This is a genomic window from Hydrogenophaga sp. ANAO-22, assembly GCF_042466645.1.
GTDB lineage: Bacteria > Pseudomonadota > Gammaproteobacteria > Burkholderiales > Burkholderiaceae_C > Hydrogenophaga.
In genome coordinates this window covers 2,291,462-2,313,671 of the sequence record NZ_CP159956.1, presented here as the reverse complement: position 1 = coordinate 2,313,671, position 22,210 = coordinate 2,291,462, and the positions used below count along the sequence as shown (strand labels likewise).

Here is a 22,210-nt window from a genome sequence, read left to right as displayed (position 1 = left end):
GGTCTCCGTTCAAACGTGTTCGGTGGGCGCGCTGGCGTGTACCGGCATTTTCTTTCCAATGAAGACGGTGGCGATCACCGCGATCGCAAAACCCAGCGTGACGGCGTCGAGCCGTTCGCCGAGCAAGGGCACGGCGAACAGCATGCCGAGAAAAGGCTGCACCAGCTGCACCTGGCTCACGCGCACCGTGCCGCCCAGGGCCAGGCCGCGGTACCAGGCGAAGAAACCGATCCACATCGAGAACACGGCGGTGTAGGCGAAGCCCCACCAGGCCGAGGCCTGCAGCACCGCCTGCGGCCGGGTCAGGGTGGCCAGGGGCAGGGTGAGTGGCAGGGCGATCACCAGGGCCCAGCAGATGACGTGTTCGGCGCGCATGCGCTGCGACAGGCGCGCGCCGTACGCATATCCCACGGCGGCGCACAGCATGGCGGCGAGCAGCAGCGCATCGGCCGGATGCAGTGTGAGGCCGGCACTGCCCGAGCGCAGCACCGCAAAGCCCACCACCAGCGCGCTGCCCAGGGCGGCGCAGGCCCAGAAGCCGACGGAGGGCCGCTGGCGGTGCAGCAGCGCGCCCACCGCCGCCGTGGCCAATGGCAGCACACCCACGATCACGCTGGCGTGCACCGCTTCCACATAGCGCATGGCCACCGAGGTGAACAGTGGAAAACCGAACACCACCCCGGCCGAGGTGATGGCCAGCGGCAGCAGGTCTTCGCGGCGCGGCAGCGGCGCGCGCGTGGCGACCAGAAAGGCGACCGACAGCAGGGCCGCCACCACGGCGCGGCCCAGCGCGACGAACACGCCGGACATCTGGGGCGCATCGACCGTGCCCACGGCCAGCCGCGTCATGGGCAGGGTGAGCGCGAAGATCACCACGCCCAGCAGGCCGAGCATCAGCCCCTTGTTGGCGGGCCGGTCGATCCAGCGCGGTGCGGGCAGGCTGTGGGTGGTCATACAGTGAGCATCCAAAGGGCGGTGGCCACCAGCACGGCGGCCAGCACGCGGTTGAACCAGACCAGGCGCGCGCCCTGCGTGAGCCACTGGCGCAGCAGCGAGCCGGCGACCGCGTAGGTGAGGTTGCTGGTGAAGGCGAAGAACACCATCACCACACAGATGATGGCCAGCCGCTGGCCCGGGTTGGGCGCGGGCTGCCCGGCGGCGTTGACCACCCAGCCGGCGGTGAGCGTGAGCGCCAGCATCCAGGCCTTGATGTTGAGGAACTGCAGGCCCACGCCCTGCAGGAAGCTGACGTTCAGGCGCGAGGCGTCGACCTCGGAGAGCTTGGAGGCGCCCGCCAGTTTCCAGGCCAGCCAGAGCATGTACGCCACGCCCAGCAGCTTCACGCCCCAGCGCAGCGCCGGCACACCCAGCACCAGCGCACCCAGGCCGAGGCCGCAGGCCAGCATGAGCAGCGTCCAGCCGGTGGGCACCGCGAAGCAGAAGCGCAGGGCGCGCCGCAGGCCCAGGTTGGCCGCGAGGGCGGTGGACAGCGTGGTGTTCGGCCCCGGCGAAAAACTCATCGCGGTGCAGAACAGCAGCAGGGCGGTCAGCTCGGTGGCGCTCATGAAGATCGGAGGGATGGGCTTGTCAACACGGGAGGTTCAATGTACGCTTTTGCGCCAGTACACAACCAATACAGTTGACCGGCGCAGTTGCGAGTCTGTATTGGTCGATGCGACAGTACAGGCGCTGGAAGGATGCCCCCGACATGCTGATGAAGACCCCCGCACAATCCCTGACCGAGCAGCTCGCCGTGCGCTTCGCCGACCGCATCCGCAGCCGCCTGCTGGCGCCCGGTGCGCGCCTGCCCTCGGTGCGCCAGTGCGCGCAGCAGCACGGCGTGAGCCCCTCCACCGTGGTGGCCGCCTACGACCAGCTGCTCGCGCAAGGCCTGGTGCAGGCGCGCAAGAACCGGGGCTTCTTCGTGCGCGAAATGCCCACGCCGCGCGCCGACGGTCAGTCGAGCGAAACCAAGACCGCTGCCGCGAGGGCCGGCGGTGGAGCGTCGCCCATCAACGCGACGGCGCTGATCCGCGGCATGTTCCACAAGGTCAGCAACAAGCCGCACCCGGGCATGGGCGTGTTCCCGCCCGACTGGCTGGAGTCGACCTTCATGCCGGCCGCCGTGCGCAAGGTCACCGGCACGCGCGCCTTGCAGGATTTCTCGCTTCAATACGGCGAGCCGATGGGCGACAGCAGCCTGCGCCGGGTGTTGTCGCAGAAGCTGGCCTCGCTCAACGTGCACGCCGATGCCGAGCACATCATCACCACCGTGGGCGCCACGCACGCGCTGGACATCGTGAGCCGCACGCTGCTGCGCGCGGGCGATCCGGTGATGGTGGAGGAGCCCGGCTGGGCGGTGGAGTTCGCGCGGCTGGCCGCGCTGGGCATGCGCATCCTGCCGGTGCCGCGCCGCGCCGACGGGCCCGACCTGGAGGTGATGGCGAAGTACTGCGAGGTGCACCAGCCCAAGCTGTACGTGAGCGTGAGCGTGTTCCACAACCCGACCGGTTACTGCCTGTCGCCCGGCAGCGCGCACCGCCTGCTGCAGCTGGCCAACCGGCACAACTTCCACATCGTCGAGGACGACACCTACAGCCACATCGCGCCCGAACACGCCACGCGCCTGACCGCGCTCGACGGCCTGCAGCGCACCATCTACGTGAGCGGCTTCGCCAAGATCCTCGCGCCCAACTGGCGCATCGGTTACCTGGCCGCGCCGCCGGCGCTGGTGGAGCCGCTGCTCGACACCAAGCTGCTGTCCACGCTGACCACGCCCTCCTTGCTGGAAAGGGCGCTGGCGCTGTGCATCGAGCAAGGCCAGCTGCGCCGCCACGCCGAGCGCATCCGCACCCGGCTCGATGCCGCGCGGGCGCGCAGTGTGAAGCTGGCGCTGGGCGCGGGCTGCAGCTTCGCGGCCGAGCCGGTGGGGCTGTTCGGCTGGGTCGACACCGGGGTGGACACCGACGCGCTGGCGCAGCGCATGCTGGACGAGGGCTACCTGATCGCGCCCGGTGCGCTGTTCCATGCCGCGCGGGCGCCCAGCACCCTCATGCGCATCAACTTCACGACCACGCAGGACGCGGCCTTCTGGCGCGTGTTCTCGCGCCTGAAGGCCTCGGGCTGAGCCCAGGGGCTGGCTAGAGCTTGGTGTCGAACAGGTCGCGGCCGCGCGCCTGCAGGATGTCCGCCAGCGCGCGGTCGATCTGGCGCGCTTCGGCCTGCATCAAGGGCAGGGCGCGCGCGAACAAGTGCCAGTCGCCCGAGCGGGCGGCCAACTCCAGGCCCTTGGCCAGGCGCGCGCCGCGCTCGGCGGTCATGCTGCCCAGCGAGCCCTTGAGGCCGTGCGCGTGGGCCACGGCGCCGGCCGAATCGCGTGTCTGAAGCGCCTTCTGCAGTTCGCTCTGGCGCGAAGCCAGGTCGGCGCGCATGGCCTGGGCCAGTTGCCCCAGCGTCTCTTCGTCGCCATCCAGGCGGCGCAGCAGTTTCTCGACGTCCAGCGCCTCCAGGTGCGTGGCGGCGGCGCGCGAGCCGGACACGGCGCTGGGGACGACGGGGGCGGGGATGGTCACCGGGGCCGGTGCGGGTGTGGCCGGGGCTTGCTCGGGCTCGGCCAGGCCGTCGTCGAGCTTCAGCACCCGGTCCATTTCCTTGATGAGCGCCTGCGGGCTGACCGGCTTGGCGGTATAGCCATCCATGCCGGCGGCCAGGCAGGCTTCGCGGTCGCCCGGCATGGCATTGGCCGTCACGGCCACGATGGGCGTGCGGGGCAGCTTGCGGCGGGTCTCGATGTCGCGGATCTCGTGCGTGGCCTGCAGGCCGCTCATGCCTGGCATCTGTACGTCCATCAGCACCAGGTCGATGCCGCCCTGTTCCCATTGGGCGATGGCGTGCACGCCGCCGCGCGCCACGCGCACGATGCAGCCCAGGCGCAGCAGCAGCTGCCGCATCATCAGTTCGTTGACCGGGTGGTCTTCGGCCAGCAGTACCACCAGGCCGACATAGCGGGCACCGGCCTGCGCGACCTCCTGCAGCTCGGCCGAGGCGCTGAGCGGGCTCTGGTCCAGCTCGCGCAAGGGCAGGGTCAGGGTGAAGGTGCTGCCCTCGCCGGGGTCGCTCTGCAGGTCGATCTCGCCGCCCATGAGCCGGGCCAGCTGCGCGCAGATCGCCAGACCCAGGCCACTGCCGCCATAGGGGCGCGCGGTGGAGGCGTCGGCCTGCGTGAAGGCGTCGAAGACGGTGGCGTGGTGTTCGCGCGCGATGCCCACGCCGCTGTCGCGGACCTGCAGCTGCAGCCGCTTCGGGGACTGGCCCACGGGCTCGATCGGCTGGATGCGCACCTCGATCCGGCCGCCGCGGGGCGTGAACTTGAGCGCGTTGGAGAGCAGGTGGTTCAGCACCTGGCGCAGGCGCACCGCATCGCCCATCACCCATTGGGGCAGGGTCGGTGGCAGTTCGAAGCGGAAGTCCAAAGCCTGTTCGCCCGCCTGCTCGGCGTACGGCACGATGGCCTGTTCCAGGGCCTGGTGCAGGTCGAAGCGCACGTTCTCGATGTCGAACTGGCCGGCTTCGATGCGGGAGAGGTCCAGCAGGTTGTTGAGCAGGTCCAGCAACTCGTGCGCCGAGTTGTCCATCAGCGCCAGCCAGCTGGACTGGTCCGCATTGAGCGGCGAATCCATCAGCATGCGCGTGAGGCCCATGAACGCGTTGAGGGGCGTGCGCACCTCGTGGCTGATGTTGGCCAGGAATTCGCTCTTGGCCCGGCTGGCCTGTTCGGTCAATTCGCGGGCGCGCTCGCCATCCTGCTCGATGCGCTTGCGCTCGCCGATGTCGGCCAGGGTGCCCATGAGCCGCAGGGGCTGGCCCTTGCTGTCGTGCTCGGCGACCATGGCGTGCGTTTCGACCCAGCGCCAGCCTTCGGAGGCGCGCACCCGGTGCTGCACCACGGCGCGCTGGCTGCGGCCTTCGAGCAAGGCCATCATCTGCACGCGCAGCGGCTCGATGTCGTCGGGGTGCAGGCGCGCGCGCAGGTCGATCGCCTCCCAGTAGCCATCGGCGGCGATGTCGCCGAGCAGTTCGCCCCAGCGCGCCGTCAGGAACACCTGGGTGGCGGGCAGTTGCCAGTCCCACAGTGCCAGGCCGGCGGCATCCACCGCGAGCTGCAGGCGGTCGCGCGCTTCGTCCAGCGCCTCCTCGGCCAGCAGGCGGCTGTTGGATTCGCGGTGCGCGGTGCTGCGCAGGCGGTCGAGCTCGCGGCTTTGGTGCTCCAGCTCGCCCTGCAGCCTTTGCGTGCGCTCGCGCTCCTGCTGAAGCTCGTCCAGCGTGCGTTGCAAGTCAAAGGCGAGACGATCGGGCGTCATGGGCGTATGTGAGGTGGTGCGAAGGCCTAGGGTTCCCGTGCCGGGCCCTCAGTTGCCGCCAAGCGCTTCCCAGCGCTCCAGCGCCTGAAGCCATTCCCCCTCGACTTCGGCATGTCGGGCGCCAAGTTGAGCCGCGCGGGTGGGATCGCTGTGAAATAGTTGGCCATTCTCCAGGTCCTTGCCAATGGTGGCTTGTTCGGCCTCCAGGGCCGCGATCAGCTGAGGCAGCGCGTCGAACTCCCGCTGTTCCTTGTAGCTTAGCTTTTTCTTGGCGGGTGCTGGTGCGGGCGCCGAACTGGCCGGTTTGGCGGCCGGGGCGGCCGGCGGCGGGCTGGACGCCTCGCGCTCGCGCTGCAGGGCGGCCGACCGCGCCGACTGGGTCAGCCAGTCCTGCACATCCCCCACATACTCGCGCCAGCGCCCTTCGCCCTCGAACACCAGGGTGCTCGTGACCACGTTGTCCAGGAAGCGCCGGTCGTGGCTGACCAGGAACACCGTGCCTTCGTACTGCTGCAGCAGGTCTTCCAGCAGCTCCAGCGTGTCGATGTCCAGGTCGTTGGTGGGCTCGTCGAGCACCAGCACGTTGGCCGGCCGCGCGAACAACCGCGCCAGCAGCAGGCGGTTGCGCTCGCCGCCCGAGAGCGTGCGAACCGGGGCGTTGGCCCGCGCGGGCGAGAACAGGAAGTCGCTGAGGTAGCTCTTCACATGGGTGCGCTTGTTGCCGATCTCGATCCACTCGCTGCCCGGGCTGATGAAGTCTTCGAGTGTCGCGTCCAGATCGAGCTGGTCGCGCATCTGGTCGAAATAGGCCACGCTGATCTTGCTGCCCTGGCGCACGGTGCCGCTGGTGGGGATCAGTTCACCCAGAATGATCTTGAGCAAAGTGGTCTTGCCCGCGCCATTCGGGCCGATCAGGCCGATCTTGTCGCCGCGCAGGATGGTGGCCGAGAAGTCCCGGATCACGGTGCGCTGGCCGCCGTCTGCGGTCGCGAACGTCTGCGTGACCTTCTCCAGCTCCGCCACGATCTTGCCGCTGGCGTTGCCACTGGCCACCTCCAGCTTCACGCTGCCCACCGCGTCGCGCCGCTGTGCGCGCTGCTCGCGCAGGCGCTCCAGCCGGGTGATGCGCCCTTGAGCCCGCGTGCGCCGCGCTTCCACACCCTTGCGGATCCACACCTCTTCCTGTGCCAGCAGCTTGTCCGCACGGGCGTTGATCACCGCTTCCTGTGCCATCTGCTCTTCCTTGAGCAGCTGGTACTGCGCGAAGTTGCCGGGATAGCTGAGCAGCCGGCCGCGATCAAGTTCGACCATGCGTGTGGCCACGCGGTCCAGAAAGGCCCGGTCGTGGCTGATCGTGACGACGCTGCCCTTGTACTCCAGCAGCAGGTCTTCCAGCCAGGTGATGCTGTCCAGGTCCAGGTGGTTGGTCGGCTCGTCCAGCAGCAGGACGTCGGGGCGGCTCACCAGCGCCTGGGCCAGGGCCACGCGCTTCTTGTTGCCGCCCGAGAGTTCGCCCACGCGCACCGCGCCGTCCAGGTGAAGCCGGTGCAGGGTTTCCTCCACCCGTTGCTCCCAGTTCCAGGCGTCCAGGGCCTCGATACGGTTCTGCAGCGCATCGAGGTCCAGCCCGTCTGCCCCACTCAAATAGAGATCCCGCGCAGCGCGCGCATCGGCCAGACCCACGCTGGCGGCCTCGAACACCGACGACTGCAGATCCAGCACCGGTTCTTGCGGCACATAGGCAATGCGCAGGCCGGTCTGCACCTGCAGCGTGCCGTCATCGGCCTTTTCCAGGGACGCCAGGATCTTCAGCAGCGACGATTTGCCGGTGCCGTTGCGTCCGATGAGACCGACCCGCTCCTGCGCCTCGAGCGCGAAGTCGGTGTGGTCGAGCAGAGCCACGTGGCCAAAGGCCAGTTGCGCGTCCTGCAGAGTGATGAGTGCCATGAAAAGTCCGAGTCGAAAGGAGTCTTGATTATCCGTGCGCGCTCAAGCCGTGCGTGCGAGCGGAGAGCTCCGTGGTGGCGCTGGGCGCACCTCTTCTATATATAGACGTGGATGCGTGGCGCTCCTGCCGAAGCGTGGCGATACCGAAAGGCCTTGTACGAAAGTTTTTTGCGAGGCTTTGACGAAAGCCCAAAAACTGTCGTATACTGCAAGGCTTCGCTGCTCACAAAGACTTCTTCGGAAGTCAAAGAAAAGCGGCGAAGAAGATGCAGCCAAGGCGGTGCAAAAAGCGAGATAAAAAAATCAAACTTTTTGACAAGGCGCCAAAAACTGTGTCATAATACGAGGCTCAGCTGATCGCAGCTAAGCAAGCAGACGAAGGTGGTGAGAGTCGCTGGGTTTGCGAGGATCATTAAAAACATACAGCCGATAAGCGTGGGCGTTTGAAGGCGATTGCGAAAACGGGCTCGAAAGGGTCCAAGTCGCAAGACTTTAAACGCTCATGAGAATAGAAGTGAAGTTCACTTCAATTCCGTTTTTATGAGTAATTTCAAGATCGAACTAAAGAGTTTGATCCTGGCTCAGATTGAACGCTGGCGGCATGCTTTACACATGCAAGTCGAACGGTAACAGGCCGCAAGGTGCTGACGAGTGGCGAACGGGTGAGTAATGCATCGGAACGTGCCCAGTCGTGGGGGATAACGCAGCGAAAGCTGCGCTAATACCGCATACGATCTATGGATGAAAGCGGGGGACCGTAAGGCCTCGCGCGATTGGAGCGGCCGATGTCAGATTAGGTAGTTGGTGGGGTAAAGGCTCACCAAGCCGACGATCTGTAGCTGGTCTGAGAGGACGACCAGCCACACTGGGACTGAGACACGGCCCAGACTCCTACGGGAGGCAGCAGTGGGGAATTTTGGACAATGGGCGCAAGCCTGATCCAGCAATGCCGCGTGCAGGAAGAAGGCCTTCGGGTTGTAAACTGCTTTTGTACGGAACGAAAAGGCTCTGGTTAATACCTGGGGCACATGACGGTACCGTAAGAATAAGCACCGGCTAACTACGTGCCAGCAGCCGCGGTAATACGTAGGGTGCAAGCGTTAATCGGAATTACTGGGCGTAAAGCGTGCGCAGGCGGTTTTGTAAGACAGGCGTGAAATCCCCGGGCTCAACCTGGGAATTGCGCTTGTGACTGCAAGGCTGGAGTGCGGCAGAGGGGGATGGAATTCCGCGTGTAGCAGTGAAATGCGTAGATATGCGGAGGAACACCGATGGCGAAGGCAATCCCCTGGGCCTGCACTGACGCTCATGCACGAAAGCGTGGGGAGCAAACAGGATTAGATACCCTGGTAGTCCACGCCCTAAACGATGTCAACTGGTTGTTGGGTCTCTTCTGACTCAGTAACGAAGCTAACGCGTGAAGTTGACCGCCTGGGGAGTACGGCCGCAAGGTTGAAACTCAAAGGAATTGACGGGGACCCGCACAAGCGGTGGATGATGTGGTTTAATTCGATGCAACGCGAAAAACCTTACCCACCTTTGACATGTACGGAATTTGCCAGAGATGGCTTAGTGCTCGAAAGAGAGCCGTAACACAGGTGCTGCATGGCTGTCGTCAGCTCGTGTCGTGAGATGTTGGGTTAAGTCCCGCAACGAGCGCAACCCTTGTCATTAGTTGCTACGAAAGGGCACTCTAATGAGACTGCCGGTGACAAACCGGAGGAAGGTGGGGATGACGTCAAGTCCTCATGGCCCTTATAGGTGGGGCTACACACGTCATACAATGGCTGGTACAAAGGGTTGCCAACCCGCGAGGGGGAGCTAATCCCATAAAGCCAGTCGTAGTCCGGATCGCAGTCTGCAACTCGACTGCGTGAAGTCGGAATCGCTAGTAATCGTGGATCAGCATGTCACGGTGAATACGTTCCCGGGTCTTGTACACACCGCCCGTCACACCATGGGAGCGGGTCTCGCCAGAAGTAGTTAGCCTAACCGCAAGGAGGGCGATTACCACGGCGGGGTTCGTGACTGGGGTGAAGTCGTAACAAGGTAGCCGTATCGGAAGGTGCGGCTGGATCACCTCCTTTCTGGAAAAAGAGCAATCAAGCTCAAACGCTCACACTTATCGGTTGTTGGAAGGACGTCGCCAGCGATTCGGGCTTAGGCCTGGAGAGATCAAGCGACCGGCTTGGGTCTGTAGCTCAGTTGGTTAGAGCACCGTCTTGATAAGGCGGGGGTCGTTGGTTCGAGACCAACCAGACCCACCATCCCCTCCAATGAGCGCAAGTTATCCTGGGGGATTAGCTCAGCTGGGAGAGCACCTGCTTTGCAAGCAGGGGGTCGTCGGTTCGATCCCGTCATCCTCCACCAAAACAACGTTGCTTCGGTGACGTTCTTGTCTGATAAATCCACATCAAAGCATCTTGGCCAGTTTGGTTGAGGATGTTTTGATGTTGATTGATATCCATCGATTGACAGGTGATCGCAAGATCGCCACGGCTGTTCTTTAAAAATTCATAGAGTCGAATCAGCGTTGCTGATGGAAAGCACATATTCGTAAAGGTTTCATGTGCACCGTGCCATCAGCAACATTTTTTGATTGCGTCAACGAATATTCAATTTGATCGAAAGATGCGAATTGAAGCGGCATAACGCGTCAGGTGAAAGACCTGACAGACATTTGCTTGATGTGATTTTGTATCTTGTCAGGTTGCAAGACCTGGTGAGATGTCAAAGTTATAGGGTCAAGTGAATAAGAGCACGTGGTGGATGCCTTGGCGATGATAGGCGACGAAGGACGTGATAGCCTGCGATAAGCTTCGGGGAGCTGGCAAATTAGCTTTGATCCGGAGATTTCCGAATGGGGAAACCCACCTAGCAGTAGGTATCGCATGATGAATACATAGTCATGCGAGGCGAACCGGGTGAACTGAAACATCTCAGTAGCTCGAGGAAAAGACATCAACCGAGATTCCGAAAGTAGTGGCGAGCGAAATCGGAAGAGCCTGTTAGTGATAGCACAAGACTTAACGGAACGCTTTGGAAAGGGCGGCCATAGCGGGTGATAGCCCCGTACGTGAAAAGACCTGTGTGGTACTGAGCTAACGACAAGTAGGGCGGGACACGAGAAATCCTGTCTGAATATGGGGGGACCATCCTCCAAGGCTAAATACTCATCATCGACCGATAGTGAACAAGTACCGTGAGGGAAAGGCGAAAAGAACCCCGGGAGGGGAGTGAAATAGATCCTGAAACCGCGTGCTTACAAAAAGTAGGAGCCTCGAAAGGGGTGACTGCGTACCTTTTGTATAATGGGTCAGCGACTTACATTCAGTGGCAAGGTTAACCGAATAGGGAAGCCGTAGAGAAATCGAGTCCGAATAGGGCGATTCAGTCGCTGGGTGTAGACCCGAAACCAAGTGATCTATCCATGGCCAGGATGAAGGTGCCGTAACAGGTACTGGAGGTCCGAACCGACTAGTGTTGCAAAACTAGCGGATGAGCTGTGGATAGGGGTGAAAGGCTAAACAAACTTGGAAATAGCTGGTTCTCTCCGAAAACTATTTAGGTAGTGCCTCAAGTATTACCGTCGGGGGTAGAGCACTGTTTTGGCTAGGGGGTCATGGCGACTTACCAAACCAAGGCAAACTCCGAATACCGATGAGTACAGCTTGGGAGACAGAGCACCGGGTGCTAACGTCCGGACTCAAGAGGGAAACAACCCAGACCGCCAGCTAAGGTCCCTAAAATTGGCTAAGTGGGAAACGAAGTGGGAAGGCTAAAACAGTCAGGATGTTGGCTTAGAAGCAGCCATCATTTAAAGAAAGCGTAATAGCTCACTGATCGAGTCGTCCTGCGCGGAAGATGTAACGGGGCTAAGCCAGTTACCGAAGCTGCGGATTTGCAATTTATTGCAAGTGGTAGGAGAGCGTTCTGTAAGCCTGTGAAGGTGTCTTGTAAAGGATGCTGGAGGTATCAGAAGTGCGAATGCTGACATGAGTAGCGTTAAAGGGGGTGAAAAGCCCCCTCGCCGTAAGCGCAAGGTTTCCTACGCAACGTTCATCGGCGTAGGGTGAGTCGGCCCCTAAGGCGAGGCAGAGATGCGTAGCTGATGGGAAACAGGTCAATATTCCTGTACCGATTACAAGTGCGATGTGGGGACGGATCTTAATAGGTTATCCGGCGGTTGGATGTGCCGGTTTAGACAGATGTAGGCGACACGTAGGCAAATCCGCGTGTCATATACCGAGGCTGTCGATCGAGCGAGCTTGCTCGCGAAGTAACTGAACGAGGTCCCAGGAAAAGCCACTAAGCTTCAGCTTGTAATTGACCGTACCGCAAACCGACACTGGTGCGCGAGATGAGTATTCTAAGGCGCTTGAGAGAACTCAGGAGAAGGAACTCGGCAAATTGACACCGTAACTTCGGAAGAAGGTGTGCCCTAGTAATGTGATGAGAACATCTGAGCATGAATGGGTTGCAAAAAATTGGTGGCTGCGACTGTTTATTAAAAACACAGCACTCTGCAAACACGAAAGTGGACGTATAGGGTGTGACGCCTGCCCGGTGCTGGAAGATTAATTGATGGGGTGCAAGCTCTTGATCGAAGTCCCAGTAAACGGCGGCCGTAACTATAACGGTCCTAAGGTAGCGAAATTCCTTGTCGGGTAAGTTCCGACCTGCACGAATGGCGTAACGATGGCCACACTGTCTCCTCCTGAGACTCAGCGAAGTTGAAATGTTTGTGATGATGCAATCTCCCCGCGGAAAGACGGAAAGACCCCATGAACCTTTACTGTAGCTTTGTATTGGACTTTGAACAGATCTGTGTAGGATAGGTGGGAGGCTTTGAAGCAGGGTCGCTAGATCTTGTGGAGCCAACGTTGAAATACCACCCTGGTGTGTTTGAGGTTCTAACCTAGGTCCATTATCTGGATCGGGGACAGTGCATGGTAGGCAGTTTGACTGGGGCGGTCTCCTCCCAAAGTGTAACGGAGGAGTTCGAAGGTACGCTAGGTACGGTCGGACATCGTGCTAATAGTGCAATGGCATAAGCGTGCTTAACTGCGAGACTGACAAGTCGAGCAGATGCGAAAGCAGGACATAGTGATCCGGTGGTTCTGTATGGAAGGGCCATCGCTCAACGGATAAAAGGTACTCTGGGGATAACAGGCTGATACCGCCCAAGAGTTCATATCGACGGCGGTGTTTGGCACCTCGATGTCGGCTCATCTCATCCTGGGGCTGTAGCCGGTCCCAAGGGTATGGCTGTTCGCCATTTAAAGAGGTACGTGAGCTGGGTTTAAAACGTCGTGAGACAGTTTGGTCCCTATCTTCCGTGGGCGCTGCAGATTTGAGGAAGCCTGCTCCTAGTACGAGAGGACCGGAGTGGACGCACCTCTGGTGTACCGGTTGTCACGCCAGTGGCATTGCCGGGTAGCTAAGTGCGGAAGAGATAACCGCTGAAAGCATCTAAGCGGGAAACTCGTTCCAAGATGAGATCTGCCGGGGCCTTGAGCCCCCTAAAGAGTCGTTCAAGACCAGGACGTTGATAGGTCAGGTGTGGAAGCGCAGTAATGCGTTAAGCTAACTGATACTAATTGCTCGTGCGGCTTGACCCTATAACTTTGATGAAAATCATCAGAGTCAAATGTCATCCGACTGAAAAGTCATGTTATGCCCGAAGGCTCAGCAATGAGCCCATCGTTGGCCGCAATCAAAATAGCTGATTCGAAGCTCTATGAATTCGTTCAGGTTGTGCGTGTGCACAGCCCGAACAACAAGTTATGCCTGACGACCATAGCGAGGTGGTCCCACTCCTTCCCATCCCGAACAGGACAGTGAAACGCCTTTGCGCCGATGATAGTGCGGGTTCCCGTGTGAAAGTAGGTCATCGTCAGGCTCTTACCCAGCCCCCAAACCCCCTCGTGTCTTCGACACCTGGGGGTTTGGGCATTTATGGGCTGAAATTTCTCAAAGGGTCGCGCAGCAGCAGACCTATTGACCTGCCCATCTATCGATTGACGACCATGTCCCCGTTTCTGAACAGGGCTTGGCTTCGTTCAAGCTCGATCAGCAACTGATCCAGCCATTCGCGGGTCTGTATTCTGTTCTGACGCACTGTCTGCGGCATGGTGTTGAAAAAGTAGCTGGTGGCAAGCACCCAATCCAGCAAGGCGTCCATCGACACGGATTGCCACTCCAGCAGCTTGAACTTGATCAGCACCTTCAGGGCATGTCGCCGGTGCTTGTCGGGTTGGCTCACGAACTGTTCCAAGCGGCTGCGCGCACGGGCGAGTGCTCCAGAAAAATCATTGAAGACCCGGCCATGTCCGGGGATAACGGTCGTGGGGGTGAGTGCTTCCAGGAGATCCAAGGTGGCCGCCACCTCATCAAACGCTGAAACGCCTTCGAGCTCGGGAAAGACAATGCCGAAGCCGTTTTCCCACAGTGCATCCGCCGAAATCAGCAGCCGATGCTCGGCCTGGAAGAGGACGATGGAATGAGGATCGTGCCCCTTGGCCGCGTGGATATCCCAATTCAGTGAACCCAGGCGAATGGAGGTGCCTGGCGTCAGCAGATCTTGGTGCGTGAACCGTGGGCAAGACTGGCCCGTAGGCTCAAAGGTCAGGGCCACTGGATCCCAATTCGTGACCGAAGCGGCCTGACCAGGTGGTATCAGGGTGCGCAATGCAGGATAGGCTCGCTGCAGTTCGGCATTGCCGCCGCAATGGTCGCTGTGAAGGTGCGTGTTCAGGAGCAGATCCAGCGGCGCCCCCTCCAGGTTGGCCGCCACGAGCGCGAGCGTCTGAGGCGCATGCGCCGAATAACCCGAGTCCACCAACGCGGTGGGGCCCTCGCCTCGAATCAGGATGTTGTTGGCCGACAGCCAGCCCCGTTCCAGGCAGGTGACGCCGGCGTTGGCAAGGGTTGAATGGGGGTCGTCGATCGGTGCCGGTGAAGAATGGGATGGCATGCAGTGAGAGTGCCTCAGTGGGCAACTGGCGTGCGCAAGGCGCGCCGAAGTATTTTGCCCACGTTGCTCTTCGGCAGCTCGTCCCGGAATTCAATGAGCTTGGGTCGCTTGTAGCCGGTCAGGTTGTCCTGGCAGTAACGTACCACGTCTTCCTCGCGCAGGGTGGGGTCCGAACGCACCACAAACACCTTGACCGCCTCGCCTTGTTTGTCGTCCTCAATGCCGATGGCCGCGCATTCAAGCACCCCCGGGCACAGCGAGATGACGTTCTCCAGCTCGCTGGGGAACACGTTGAAGCCGGAGACGAGGATCATGTCCTTCTTGCGGTCGACGATGCGCGTGAAGCCCTGCGGGTCCATGACCCCCACATCGCCCGTTCGCATGAAACCATCGGGTGTGAACGCGCGTGCGGTCTCATCGGGTTGCTGGTAGTAGCCCACCATCACATTCGGCCCCTTGATGCAGATCTCGCCGGTTTCACCCAGCGCCACGCTGCGGCCTTCGTCGTCCTTGATCGCGATGTCGATGCCAGGCAGAGGCAGGCCGATGGTGCCGCTGAACTGCTGGCTGGTGACCGGGTTGTTGGTCCCGATCGCGCAGGTCTCGCTCATGCCCCAGCCTTCGATCATGGTGCAGCCGGTGACGGCCTTCCATTGCCGTGCCGTGCCTTCCGACGCGGCCATGCCCCCGGCCTGCGACAGCGCAAGATTCGAAAAATCCAATTGACGGAACTGGGGGTTCTGCAGCAGGGCGTTGAACAAGGTGTTCACCGCGGGCAGCACGTGGAATGCGCGCCGCTTGAGGGTGGCCACCAGTTGCGGGATGTCGCGCGGATTGGGCACCAGGGTCATGTGCGCCCCCCAGCGGATGGTGAGCAGGCTCAGGGTCAGCGCAAAGATGTGGTACAGCGGCAGCGCCGCGATGCCGTTGACCTGCCGCAGGTCGCCGACCTTTTGCAGCGCGGGCTTGAACCAGGCTTCGGCCTGCAGGATGGCGGCGATGATGTTGCGGTGGGTGAGTACCGCGCCCTTGGACAAACCGGTGGTGCCTCCCGTGTACTGCAGGAAGGCCACGGAGTCCAAGGTGTCGCTGGTGGGCTGGAGGCGCATGCCACTGCCTTGGGCGATGACGTGGCGGAAGTCCACGATGGTGCGTTCGCCCAGGGGGCCTGTTCGGGCCAACTTGTAGGCTGGGACCATCTTGGCAAGATGCCGCACGGCGAACGTGATCCAGCGCCCGTACCAGAACCCCAACTGGTCGCCCAGACTGGCGATGACCACGTGCTCCACCGAGGTCTGGTCGATCACCTGTTCGAGCGTGTGGGCGAAGTTCTCCAGGATGACGATGGCCTGAGCCCCGGAATCCTTGAGCTGGTGCTCCAGTTCTCGCGCGGTGTAGAGCGGATTGACGTTCACCACGGTGTAGCCAGCGCGCACGATCGCGGCCATGGTGATCAGGAACTGCGGCACATTCGGCAGCATGATGGCCACGCGCGCACCTGGCACCAAGCCCCGGCCCTGAAGCCAGGCCCCCATGGCGGCACTCAGGCTGTCCAGTTCGCCATAGCTCATCCACTGTTCCATGCACACGCTCACGGGCTGGCGGGCATGTTGCTTGAACGACTCTTCGAGCAGGTCGGCCAACGAGCGGTAACGTTCGGGCGTCACCTCGGGTGCAACGCCTTCGGGGTATTGGTTGAGCCAGGGTCGGGTCATGGGTTTCGCTGTGACAGAGAGGGATGGACCATTCTGGCAAGCCGGCGCCCGGGTGCATACCGGGCCAGCCCTAAGGCGCTGTCACCCAAAGCACACGGGATCCCGGAGACCTCAACGGGCCTCAGGCGCTCTGGCCAGCTCGGCGGACAGTGCCGCGCTGCAGGCGGCCTCGCCCTCGTCGAACAGGGTGCTGATCCAACGCGATTCCCGTGCGCTGATGGTGTCGAGGAAGTTCCGTGCATCCCCCAGGGAGGCGAAGGCATCGAAGCCGCTTTCCAGGAAATGTTGCAAGGCATCGAGGCCCGCCGCACGGGCCGGGTTGCGCATCATGCGCAAGGCCAGCCGCAAGGGCTTCATGCGGGTGAGGCGCTGCAACTCGCGCCCCATGTGCTGCACGACCGTCAGTTGGCGCGCGCGCGCATCGCGGTCGCCGGTCAGCCGCCAGGCGCGCGTGTAGCGCAGGGCGGGGGACAGCGTGGCGTCCTGCGGCAACCAGTGCGTGGCCATGTGGTGGTCGAGCACCTCGGTCAAGGCATGGGTCTCGGCCAGATCCACCGCGAGCTGGGCCACGGCCTCCGGAAACAGGCGTTCCAACGCGCCGGCGATGCGGGCGAATTGCGCGTCGCGCCGGGCGAAGTCGTGCACGCCGTAGAGCTCCTCCAGAAAGAAGCGGGTCGCGGGTGCATGCACCGGGTGCTCAAGGAAGTCGGCGTACGTGGCGCGGAAGCGCCGGGCCTGCAGCCGTTTCACCTCGTTCACCGCCCGGTCGAGGCCTGCCGTGCGGGCTTGCTGGCGCAGATCGCTGACACGCGCCAGGTGCGTGCGGATGCGGTTGGCGGCGCTGGGGTTCTGGGTCATGGCGGGCTCAGGCAGAGGCGGTGTGCCAGTCTAATTCGGACCGCCCACTCCGTGAGATAGTTCGGCCATGTCCCCTCCGACGCAGCCCCCCCAAGACACGTTCCCCGCTCCAGCCTGGCCCGCTTGCAGCAGGCGCTGGTGCTCGGTACGTTGGTGTTCGTGGTGGCGTGGGTGTTCTTCTGGTGGCCGCGATCCCCCACGGTGGCTGTGGTGGGCGCCTTGTTGTCGCTGGGCGGCTATGCGCTGGTGCTCGCCCTGGAGGGGCTGGCCGCGGCCCGGCTGAACCGGGGCGATGCCGCACCCCCGGCGGGATGGCCGGGTTTGGCGGGCGCCTGGTGGCAGGAGGTCCGCGTGGCGCCGCAGGTGTTTGCCTGGCGCCAACCCTTCTTCTGGGCGAGCCTGCCGGACGACGTCGACCCGCGCGAAGGCCCGGTGCCCGCTGTGGTGTTCGTGCACGGCTTCGTGTGCAATCGAGGCCTGTGGTTGCCCTGGATGCGCCGCTTGCGCAGCCAGGGCGTGCCCTATGTGTCGGTCAACCTGGAGCCGGTGTTCGGCGACATCGACGACTACGTGCCCCTCATGAGCGACGCCGTGCGGCGCGCCCAGGCCCTCACGGGCCGTCCCCCGGTGCTGGTGTGCCACAGCATGGGTGGCCTTGTTGCGCGGGCGTGGCGGGCGGCCGAGCCGGGCACGCCGGTGCACCAGGTCATCACCATCGGCAGTCCGCACCGAGGCACCTGGCTGGGGCGCTTCAGCCGCGTGGCCAATGGCCGGCAGATGCGGCAGGACGGGCACTGGCTGGCGGCCTTGGCCCGGCGCGAAGCGCAGATCCAGCCGCAGGACACCTATGCCGACTTCGTGTGCTGGTATTCCAATGCCGACAACATCGTGTTCCCGGCTTCCACCGCCACCTTGCCCGGGGCCGACAACCGGCTGGTGTCCGGCGCGGCCCACGTGGCGCTGGCCTTTCACCCCAGGGTGATGGACGAGTCGCTGGCGATCGTGGCGTCGGCCGGCAGGTCGCCGAGCGAACGCACCGCCTTGTAGAGCGGCGCGAAGTCGGGCGCGGTCATTTCGAACAGCTGGTCGAAGCTGTCGATGACGAAGTAAGTGGCCTGGTAGTCGTCGATCTTGTAGCGCGTGCGCATGCAGCGCAGCAGATCGAGCGCGATGCGCTGGGGTTGCGGACTGGTGACGCTGTGGCGCAGTTCGCCCGACGAACTCAGGATGCCGGCGCCGTACGCGCGCAACCCGTCGTCCTGGCGGATCAGGCCGAACTCGATCGTGTACCAGTACAGCCGCGAGAGCAGCTCGCCCGCGCCCAGGTCGTGGGCCTTCAGGCCACCCGCCCCGTAGCGCTGCACGTAGTCGGCAAACACCGGGTTGAACAGCAGCGGCACGTGGCCGAAGAGGTCGTGGAACACATCGGGCTCGACGATGTAGTCGAACTCGGCCGGCGTGCGGATCCAGTCGGTCACCGGGAAACGGCGGTTGGCCAGCAGGTCGAAGAAGGGCCGCTCGGGAATCAGGCCGGGCACGGCCACGATTTCCCAGCCGGTCGCGGGCTTGAGGCGTTCGTTGATCTCTTCGAAGCGGGGAATGCGGTCCTTCACGCCCAGCGAAGGCAGGGCCTCGATGAAGGCGTCGCAGGCCAGGCCCGGCAGCAGCGCGGTCTGGCGCTCGTAGAGGCGGTGGTAGGTGTCGTGGTCGGCCTCGGTGTACGAGGCCCAGTTCTGCGGGCAGGTGTAGTCGCCCCGCGCACGCGAGTAGTCGCCGCGCGGCGGGCGGTCGCTGGCGCCATAGACGACGGGTTCAACGGCCATCGCGTCTGCCCTCAGGCCTTGAGCACGCCACGGCGCACCTGGTCGAGCTCCATGGTCTCGAACAGGGCCTTGAAGTTGCCTTCGCCGAAGCCCTGGTTGCCCTTGCGCTGGATGAACTCGAAGAAGATCGGGCCGAGCTGGTTCTCGCTGAAGATCTGCAGCAGCAGTTCACCGGGTGTGCCGTCCACCAGGATGTTGCGCTGCTTCAGGGCCTCGAGGTTTTCGCCGTGGTTCGGGATGCGCTTGGGCAGCAGCTCGTAGTAGGTCTCGCTGGTGTTGAGCAGCTTCACGCCGCTGAGTTCGAGCGCGTCCACCGTGTCGTACAGGTTGGTCGAGCCCATGGCGATGTGCTGGATGCCCTCGCCGTGGTACCGGTCCAGGTACTCCTGGATCTGCCCCGATTTCTCGTTGCCCTCTTCGTTGATCGGGATGCGGATCTTGCCGCAAGGGCTGGTCATGGCCTTGCTCTTCACGCCGGTGGCCTGGCCCTCGATGTCGAAGTAGCGCACCTCTCGGAAGTTGAACAGGCGTTCGTAGAAGCCCGCCCACTCCTCCATGCGGCCGCGGTGCACGTTGTGCGTCAGGTGGTCGATGTAGGTCAGGCCGTGGCCGACGGGGTTGAGTTCGGCGCCGGGCAGGGGCTCGAAGTCCACATCGAAGAAACCGATGTTGCCGATGTCGCCCGTCTTGGCGCCGTTCTTGCCGCGCCACTTGTCGATGAAGTAGATGATCGAATCGCCGATGCCCTTGATGGCCGGGATGTTCAGTTCGCCCGGCCCGGCCGATTGCGCATAGCCCCAGGCGCCGAGCGAGATGGCGCGTTCGTAGGCCGCCTTGGCATCGGCCACGCGGAAGGCGATCGCGCACACGCTGGGACCGTGCAGGCGCGCGAAGCGCTGCGCGAAGCTGTCGGGTTCGGCGTTGATGATGAAGTTGATCTCGCCCTGGCGGTACAGGGTGACGGCCTTGTGGCGGTGCTTTGCGATCGCCTTGAAGCCCATGCGCTCGAACAGCGCGCCCATGGCCACGGGATCGGGCGCCGCGTATTCGATGAATTCGAAGCCGTCCGTGCCCATGGGGTTGTCCCATGGGGGGGCGGCGGTCTGGGCGGCGGCGGGCAAGGGCGTGTTCATGGCGGTCTCCGTTGTGTGTGGGCAGTGGGCCACTGTATCGGCGCAGGGTGTCACGATTCCGGCGTTTTGGGGCGCGCCACTCGTCTGAATTGCAGGAATCTTGCAAAATGACGCGCATGGAAGCACTCGATAAGCTTGATCGCCACATTCTGCGCAGCCTGCAGGCCGACGGCCGCGCCACCTACGACCAGATCGCGGAAGCGGTGGGCCTCTCGCCCAGCGCTGTGCTGCGCCGGGTGAAGCGGCTGGAGGAGGCGCACGTCATCGACCGCTATGTGGCCCTGGTGCGGCCCGAGGCGGTGGGGCTGGGGCTGACCGCCCATGTGAGCGTGCGGCTCGAGAAACATTCCGACAGCGCCAAGCGCAACCCCATGGACCTGTTCCGCGCCAGCGTGCTGTCGTGGCCCGAGGTGGTGGAATGCGCCGCGCTCACGGGCGACATGGACTTCCACCTGCGCCTGGTGGTGGCCGACATGGCCGCCTATTCGCGTTTCATCATGGACACCCTGCTCAAGCACCCCAGCGTGCAGGATTGCAAGACCAGTTTCGTGATGGACCGCGTGAAAAGCACCACGGCTTTGCCGTTGTGAGGGAGTTTTCGTCCCCGTCCGTCGGGTTCCCGCGGGTTTAGGGGTTTGCGTCCTTGTTGTTATAGGGATAACCCGTACATTCGTGCCCATGGTTGATCCCACCCGCTGGTTCAAGTCGACGCCGCTGCAGGCGCAGGCCGAGGCGCGCGCTTCGTCGTCCACCGGTGGCACGCCCGCGCGCGGGGACAAATCGAACCCGGTGATGGTGCCGATCCGGTCGATCGGCCCCGGGCAGATCGACCGCATCGAGGCGCACCTCCTGGAACTGGATACGAACGACCGCTACCTGCGCTTCGGGTATGCGGCCAACGACGAGCAGATCCGCCGCTACGTGGCGCAGCTCAATTTCGATCGCGACGAGCTCTTCGGCATCTTCAACCGCCGGCTCGAGCTCATTGCCATGGCCCACCTCGCGTTCTCGCTCGACCCCCAGTACACCAGCTGCGCCGAGTTCGGCGTGTCGGTCGTCAAACATGCGCGTGGCCGGGGTTACGGTGGCCGCTTGTTCGAGCGCGCCGTCATGCACGCACGCAACGAGGGCGTGCAGATGCTGTTCATCCATGCGCTGTCGGAAAACACAGCGATGCTCAAGATCGCCCGCCGTGCTGGCGCGGTGATCGAGCGCGACGGCTCCGAGTCCGAGGCGCACCTGCGGTTGCCGCCAGCGGATTTCGACTCGCGCGTGACAGAAATGGTCAACGAGCAGGTGGCCATCACCGACTACCACCTCAAGGCCCAGGCCAAGCAGTTCTGGGGCTTTCTGTCGGTGCTGCAGGACATCCGCCAGGGCGTGCGCGAAGCACGCGAACGCGTCCGGGGCTGAACCCGGCCAGGGCCGCGGGGCCCGCGCGGCTTTGCGCGCCGACACCCGCATGGGGTATCCTTCCGCCCTGTTACAACCTCCCACCATCCTTCAGTGGCCGACTCCCCTCCCAGTAGCGGGCCGCAGCGCAGCCTGCGGCATGCCGACAAACGTGGTTTTCTGCAAAAGCTTGCGGAATTCATCCATCCCGGACCGGATTCCAAGGACGAGCTGATCGAAACCCTCGCCGAGGCCGAGGACAACGACATCATCAACGCCGAGTCGCGCGTCATGCTCGAAGGCGTGATCCGCATCGCGGACATGACCGCCGGGGATGTCATGGTGGCCACCCCGCGCATGGATGTGCTGGACATCGATGCGCCCTTCGACGAACTGCTGCACTTGGTCATCGACACCGCGCACTCGCGCTTTCCGGTGTTCGAGGGTGAGCGCGAGAACATCATCGGCATCCTGCTGGCCAAGGACCTGCTCAAGCTGCAGCGCGCGCCCGCGCTCAACATCCGCGCGCTGTTGCGCCCGGCCACCTTCGTGCCCGAAAGCAAGGGCCTCAACGACCTGCTGCGCGAGTTCCGCGGCAACCGCAACCACCTGGCGATCGTGATCGACGAGTTTGGCCGCGTGGCCGGCCTGATCACCATCGAGGACGTGCTCGAGGAAATCGTCGGCGAGATCGAAGACGAATTCGACGTGGCCGAGGACGATGGCGACATCTTCGCCCTGGCCGACGGCACCTGGCGCGTGAGCGGCGACACGCCGATCGAGCGCATCAACGAATCCTTCGGGTTGAAACTGTCCGAAGAAGACTTCGACACCATCGGCGGCATGATCGCCCACGCCATGGGCCACGTGCCCAAGCGGGGCGAAGTCCATGAGCTCGACGGCCTGCGCTTCACCGTGCTGCACACCAAGGGCGGCGCTGTGAAGTGGTTCAAGGTCATGCCCGTGCCGGGCGAGGCCTGAGCCCGCCCAACCCCATGCGAAGCCT

Annotated in this window: 14 protein-coding genes, 2 tRNA genes and 3 rRNA genes; 10 read left to right on the top strand and 9 right to left on the bottom strand. The window is 63.1% G+C overall.

Annotated features, from left to right (window positions below; genetic code table 11):
* Positions 1-9 precede the first annotated feature (9 nt).
* Positions 10-954, bottom strand: coding sequence for a DMT family transporter (locus tag ABSY19_RS11035; RefSeq protein ID WP_382162552.1), 945 nt, complete (start codon positions 952-954; stop codon positions 10-12).
* Complete coding sequence (locus ABSY19_RS11030; RefSeq protein ID WP_382162549.1) at positions 951-1,565, bottom strand: LysE family translocator; 615 nt, start codon at positions 1,563-1,565, stop codon at positions 951-953. The genes ABSY19_RS11035 and ABSY19_RS11030 overlap by 4 nt, the downstream gene beginning before the upstream one ends.
* A 143-nt stretch (positions 1,566-1,708) precedes the next feature.
* Here ABSY19_RS11030 and ABSY19_RS11025 point away from each other — a divergent pair, with 143 nt between their 5' ends.
* Complete coding sequence (locus tag ABSY19_RS11025; protein WP_382162547.1) at positions 1,709-3,127, top strand: PLP-dependent aminotransferase family protein; 1,419 nt, start codon at positions 1,709-1,711, stop codon at positions 3,125-3,127.
* A 13-nt stretch (positions 3,128-3,140) separates the two neighbouring features.
* Here ABSY19_RS11025 and ABSY19_RS11020 read toward each other — a convergent pair whose 3' ends face one another.
* Positions 3,141-5,360 (bottom strand): ATP-binding protein, encoded by a 2,220-nt coding sequence (locus ABSY19_RS11020; protein WP_382162544.1) that lies wholly within the window; start codon positions 5,358-5,360, stop codon positions 3,141-3,143.
* 48 nt (positions 5,361-5,408) lie between these two features.
* Positions 5,409-7,307, bottom strand: coding sequence for a ribosomal protection-like ABC-F family protein (abc-f, locus tag ABSY19_RS11015; protein WP_382162541.1), 1,899 nt, complete (start codon positions 7,305-7,307; stop codon positions 5,409-5,411).
* Positions 7,308-7,865: 558 nt separating this feature from the next.
* On the opposite strand from abc-f, the gene ABSY19_RS11010 reads away from it, so the two are divergent.
* From ABSY19_RS11010 to rrf, 5 genes are all read left to right on the top strand, one after another.
* Positions 7,866-9,394 (top strand): 16S ribosomal RNA (locus ABSY19_RS11010).
* 103 nt (positions 9,395-9,497) lie between these two features.
* Positions 9,498-9,574, top strand: a tRNA-Ile gene (locus ABSY19_RS11005).
* A 27-nt stretch (positions 9,575-9,601) separates the two neighbouring features.
* A tRNA-Ala gene (locus tag ABSY19_RS11000) sits at positions 9,602-9,677 on the top strand.
* Positions 9,678-10,049: 372 nt separating this feature from the next.
* Positions 10,050-12,928, top strand: a 23S ribosomal RNA gene (locus ABSY19_RS10995).
* 168 nt (positions 12,929-13,096) lie between these two features.
* A 5S ribosomal RNA gene (rrf, locus tag ABSY19_RS10990) occupies positions 13,097-13,209 on the top strand.
* The 16S, 23S and 5S rRNA genes sit together here with 2 tRNA genes alongside, the layout of an rRNA operon.
* 111 nt (positions 13,210-13,320) lie before the next feature.
* Here rrf and ABSY19_RS10985 read toward each other — a convergent pair.
* From ABSY19_RS10985 to ABSY19_RS10975, 3 genes are all read right to left on the bottom strand, one after another.
* Complete coding sequence (locus ABSY19_RS10985; RefSeq protein WP_382162538.1) at positions 13,321-14,283, bottom strand: MBL fold metallo-hydrolase; 963 nt, start codon at positions 14,281-14,283, stop codon at positions 13,321-13,323.
* Between the two features lie 14 nt (positions 14,284-14,297).
* Positions 14,298-15,998 carry an AMP-binding protein gene (locus ABSY19_RS10980; protein ID WP_382162536.1) on the bottom strand — a complete coding sequence of 567 codons (1,701 nt, stop codon included), beginning with the start codon at positions 15,996-15,998 and terminating at the stop codon, positions 14,298-14,300.
* 111 nt (positions 15,999-16,109) lie between these two features.
* Positions 16,110-16,856, bottom strand: coding sequence for a hypothetical protein (locus ABSY19_RS10975; RefSeq protein ID WP_382162533.1), 747 nt, complete (start codon positions 16,854-16,856; stop codon positions 16,110-16,112).
* 123 nt (positions 16,857-16,979) lie between these two features.
* Between ABSY19_RS10975 and ABSY19_RS10970 the strand changes: the two genes are divergently transcribed.
* Positions 16,980-17,903 carry an esterase/lipase family protein gene (locus ABSY19_RS10970; protein WP_382162530.1) on the top strand — a complete coding sequence of 308 codons (924 nt, stop codon included), beginning with the start codon at positions 16,980-16,982 and terminating at the stop codon, positions 17,901-17,903.
* Here ABSY19_RS10970 and phhA read toward each other — a convergent pair.
* Both phhA and hppD read right to left on the bottom strand, forming a co-directional pair.
* Complete coding sequence (gene phhA / locus ABSY19_RS10965; protein ID WP_382162527.1) at positions 17,825-18,679, bottom strand: phenylalanine 4-monooxygenase; 855 nt, start codon at positions 18,677-18,679, stop codon at positions 17,825-17,827. The genes ABSY19_RS10970 and phhA overlap by 79 nt on opposite strands.
* A gap of 11 nt (positions 18,680-18,690) precedes the next feature.
* Positions 18,691-19,812: a 4-hydroxyphenylpyruvate dioxygenase gene (hppD, locus tag ABSY19_RS10960; RefSeq protein ID WP_382162524.1), complete on the bottom strand. Its 1,122-nt coding sequence runs from the start codon at positions 19,810-19,812 to the stop codon at positions 18,691-18,693.
* Positions 19,813-19,928: 116 nt separating this feature from the next.
* On the opposite strand from hppD, the gene ABSY19_RS10955 reads away from it, so the two are divergent.
* The 3 genes from ABSY19_RS10955 (at position 19,929) to ABSY19_RS10945 (ending at position 22,185) form a co-directional block, all read left to right on the top strand.
* Positions 19,929-20,402, top strand: coding sequence for an Lrp/AsnC family transcriptional regulator (locus tag ABSY19_RS10955; RefSeq protein ID WP_291113027.1), 474 nt, complete (start codon positions 19,929-19,931; stop codon positions 20,400-20,402).
* Positions 20,403-20,490: 88 nt separating this feature from the next.
* Entirely contained in the window at positions 20,491-21,225 is a 735-nt protein-coding gene (locus ABSY19_RS10950; RefSeq protein WP_382162521.1) for a GNAT family N-acetyltransferase, read from the top strand.
* Positions 21,226-21,318: 93 nt separating this feature from the next.
* On the top strand, positions 21,319-22,185 hold the full coding sequence (locus tag ABSY19_RS10945; protein ID WP_291113023.1) for an HlyC/CorC family transporter: 867 nt from the start codon (positions 21,319-21,321) through the stop codon (positions 22,183-22,185).
* Positions 22,186-22,210 lie beyond the last annotated feature (25 nt).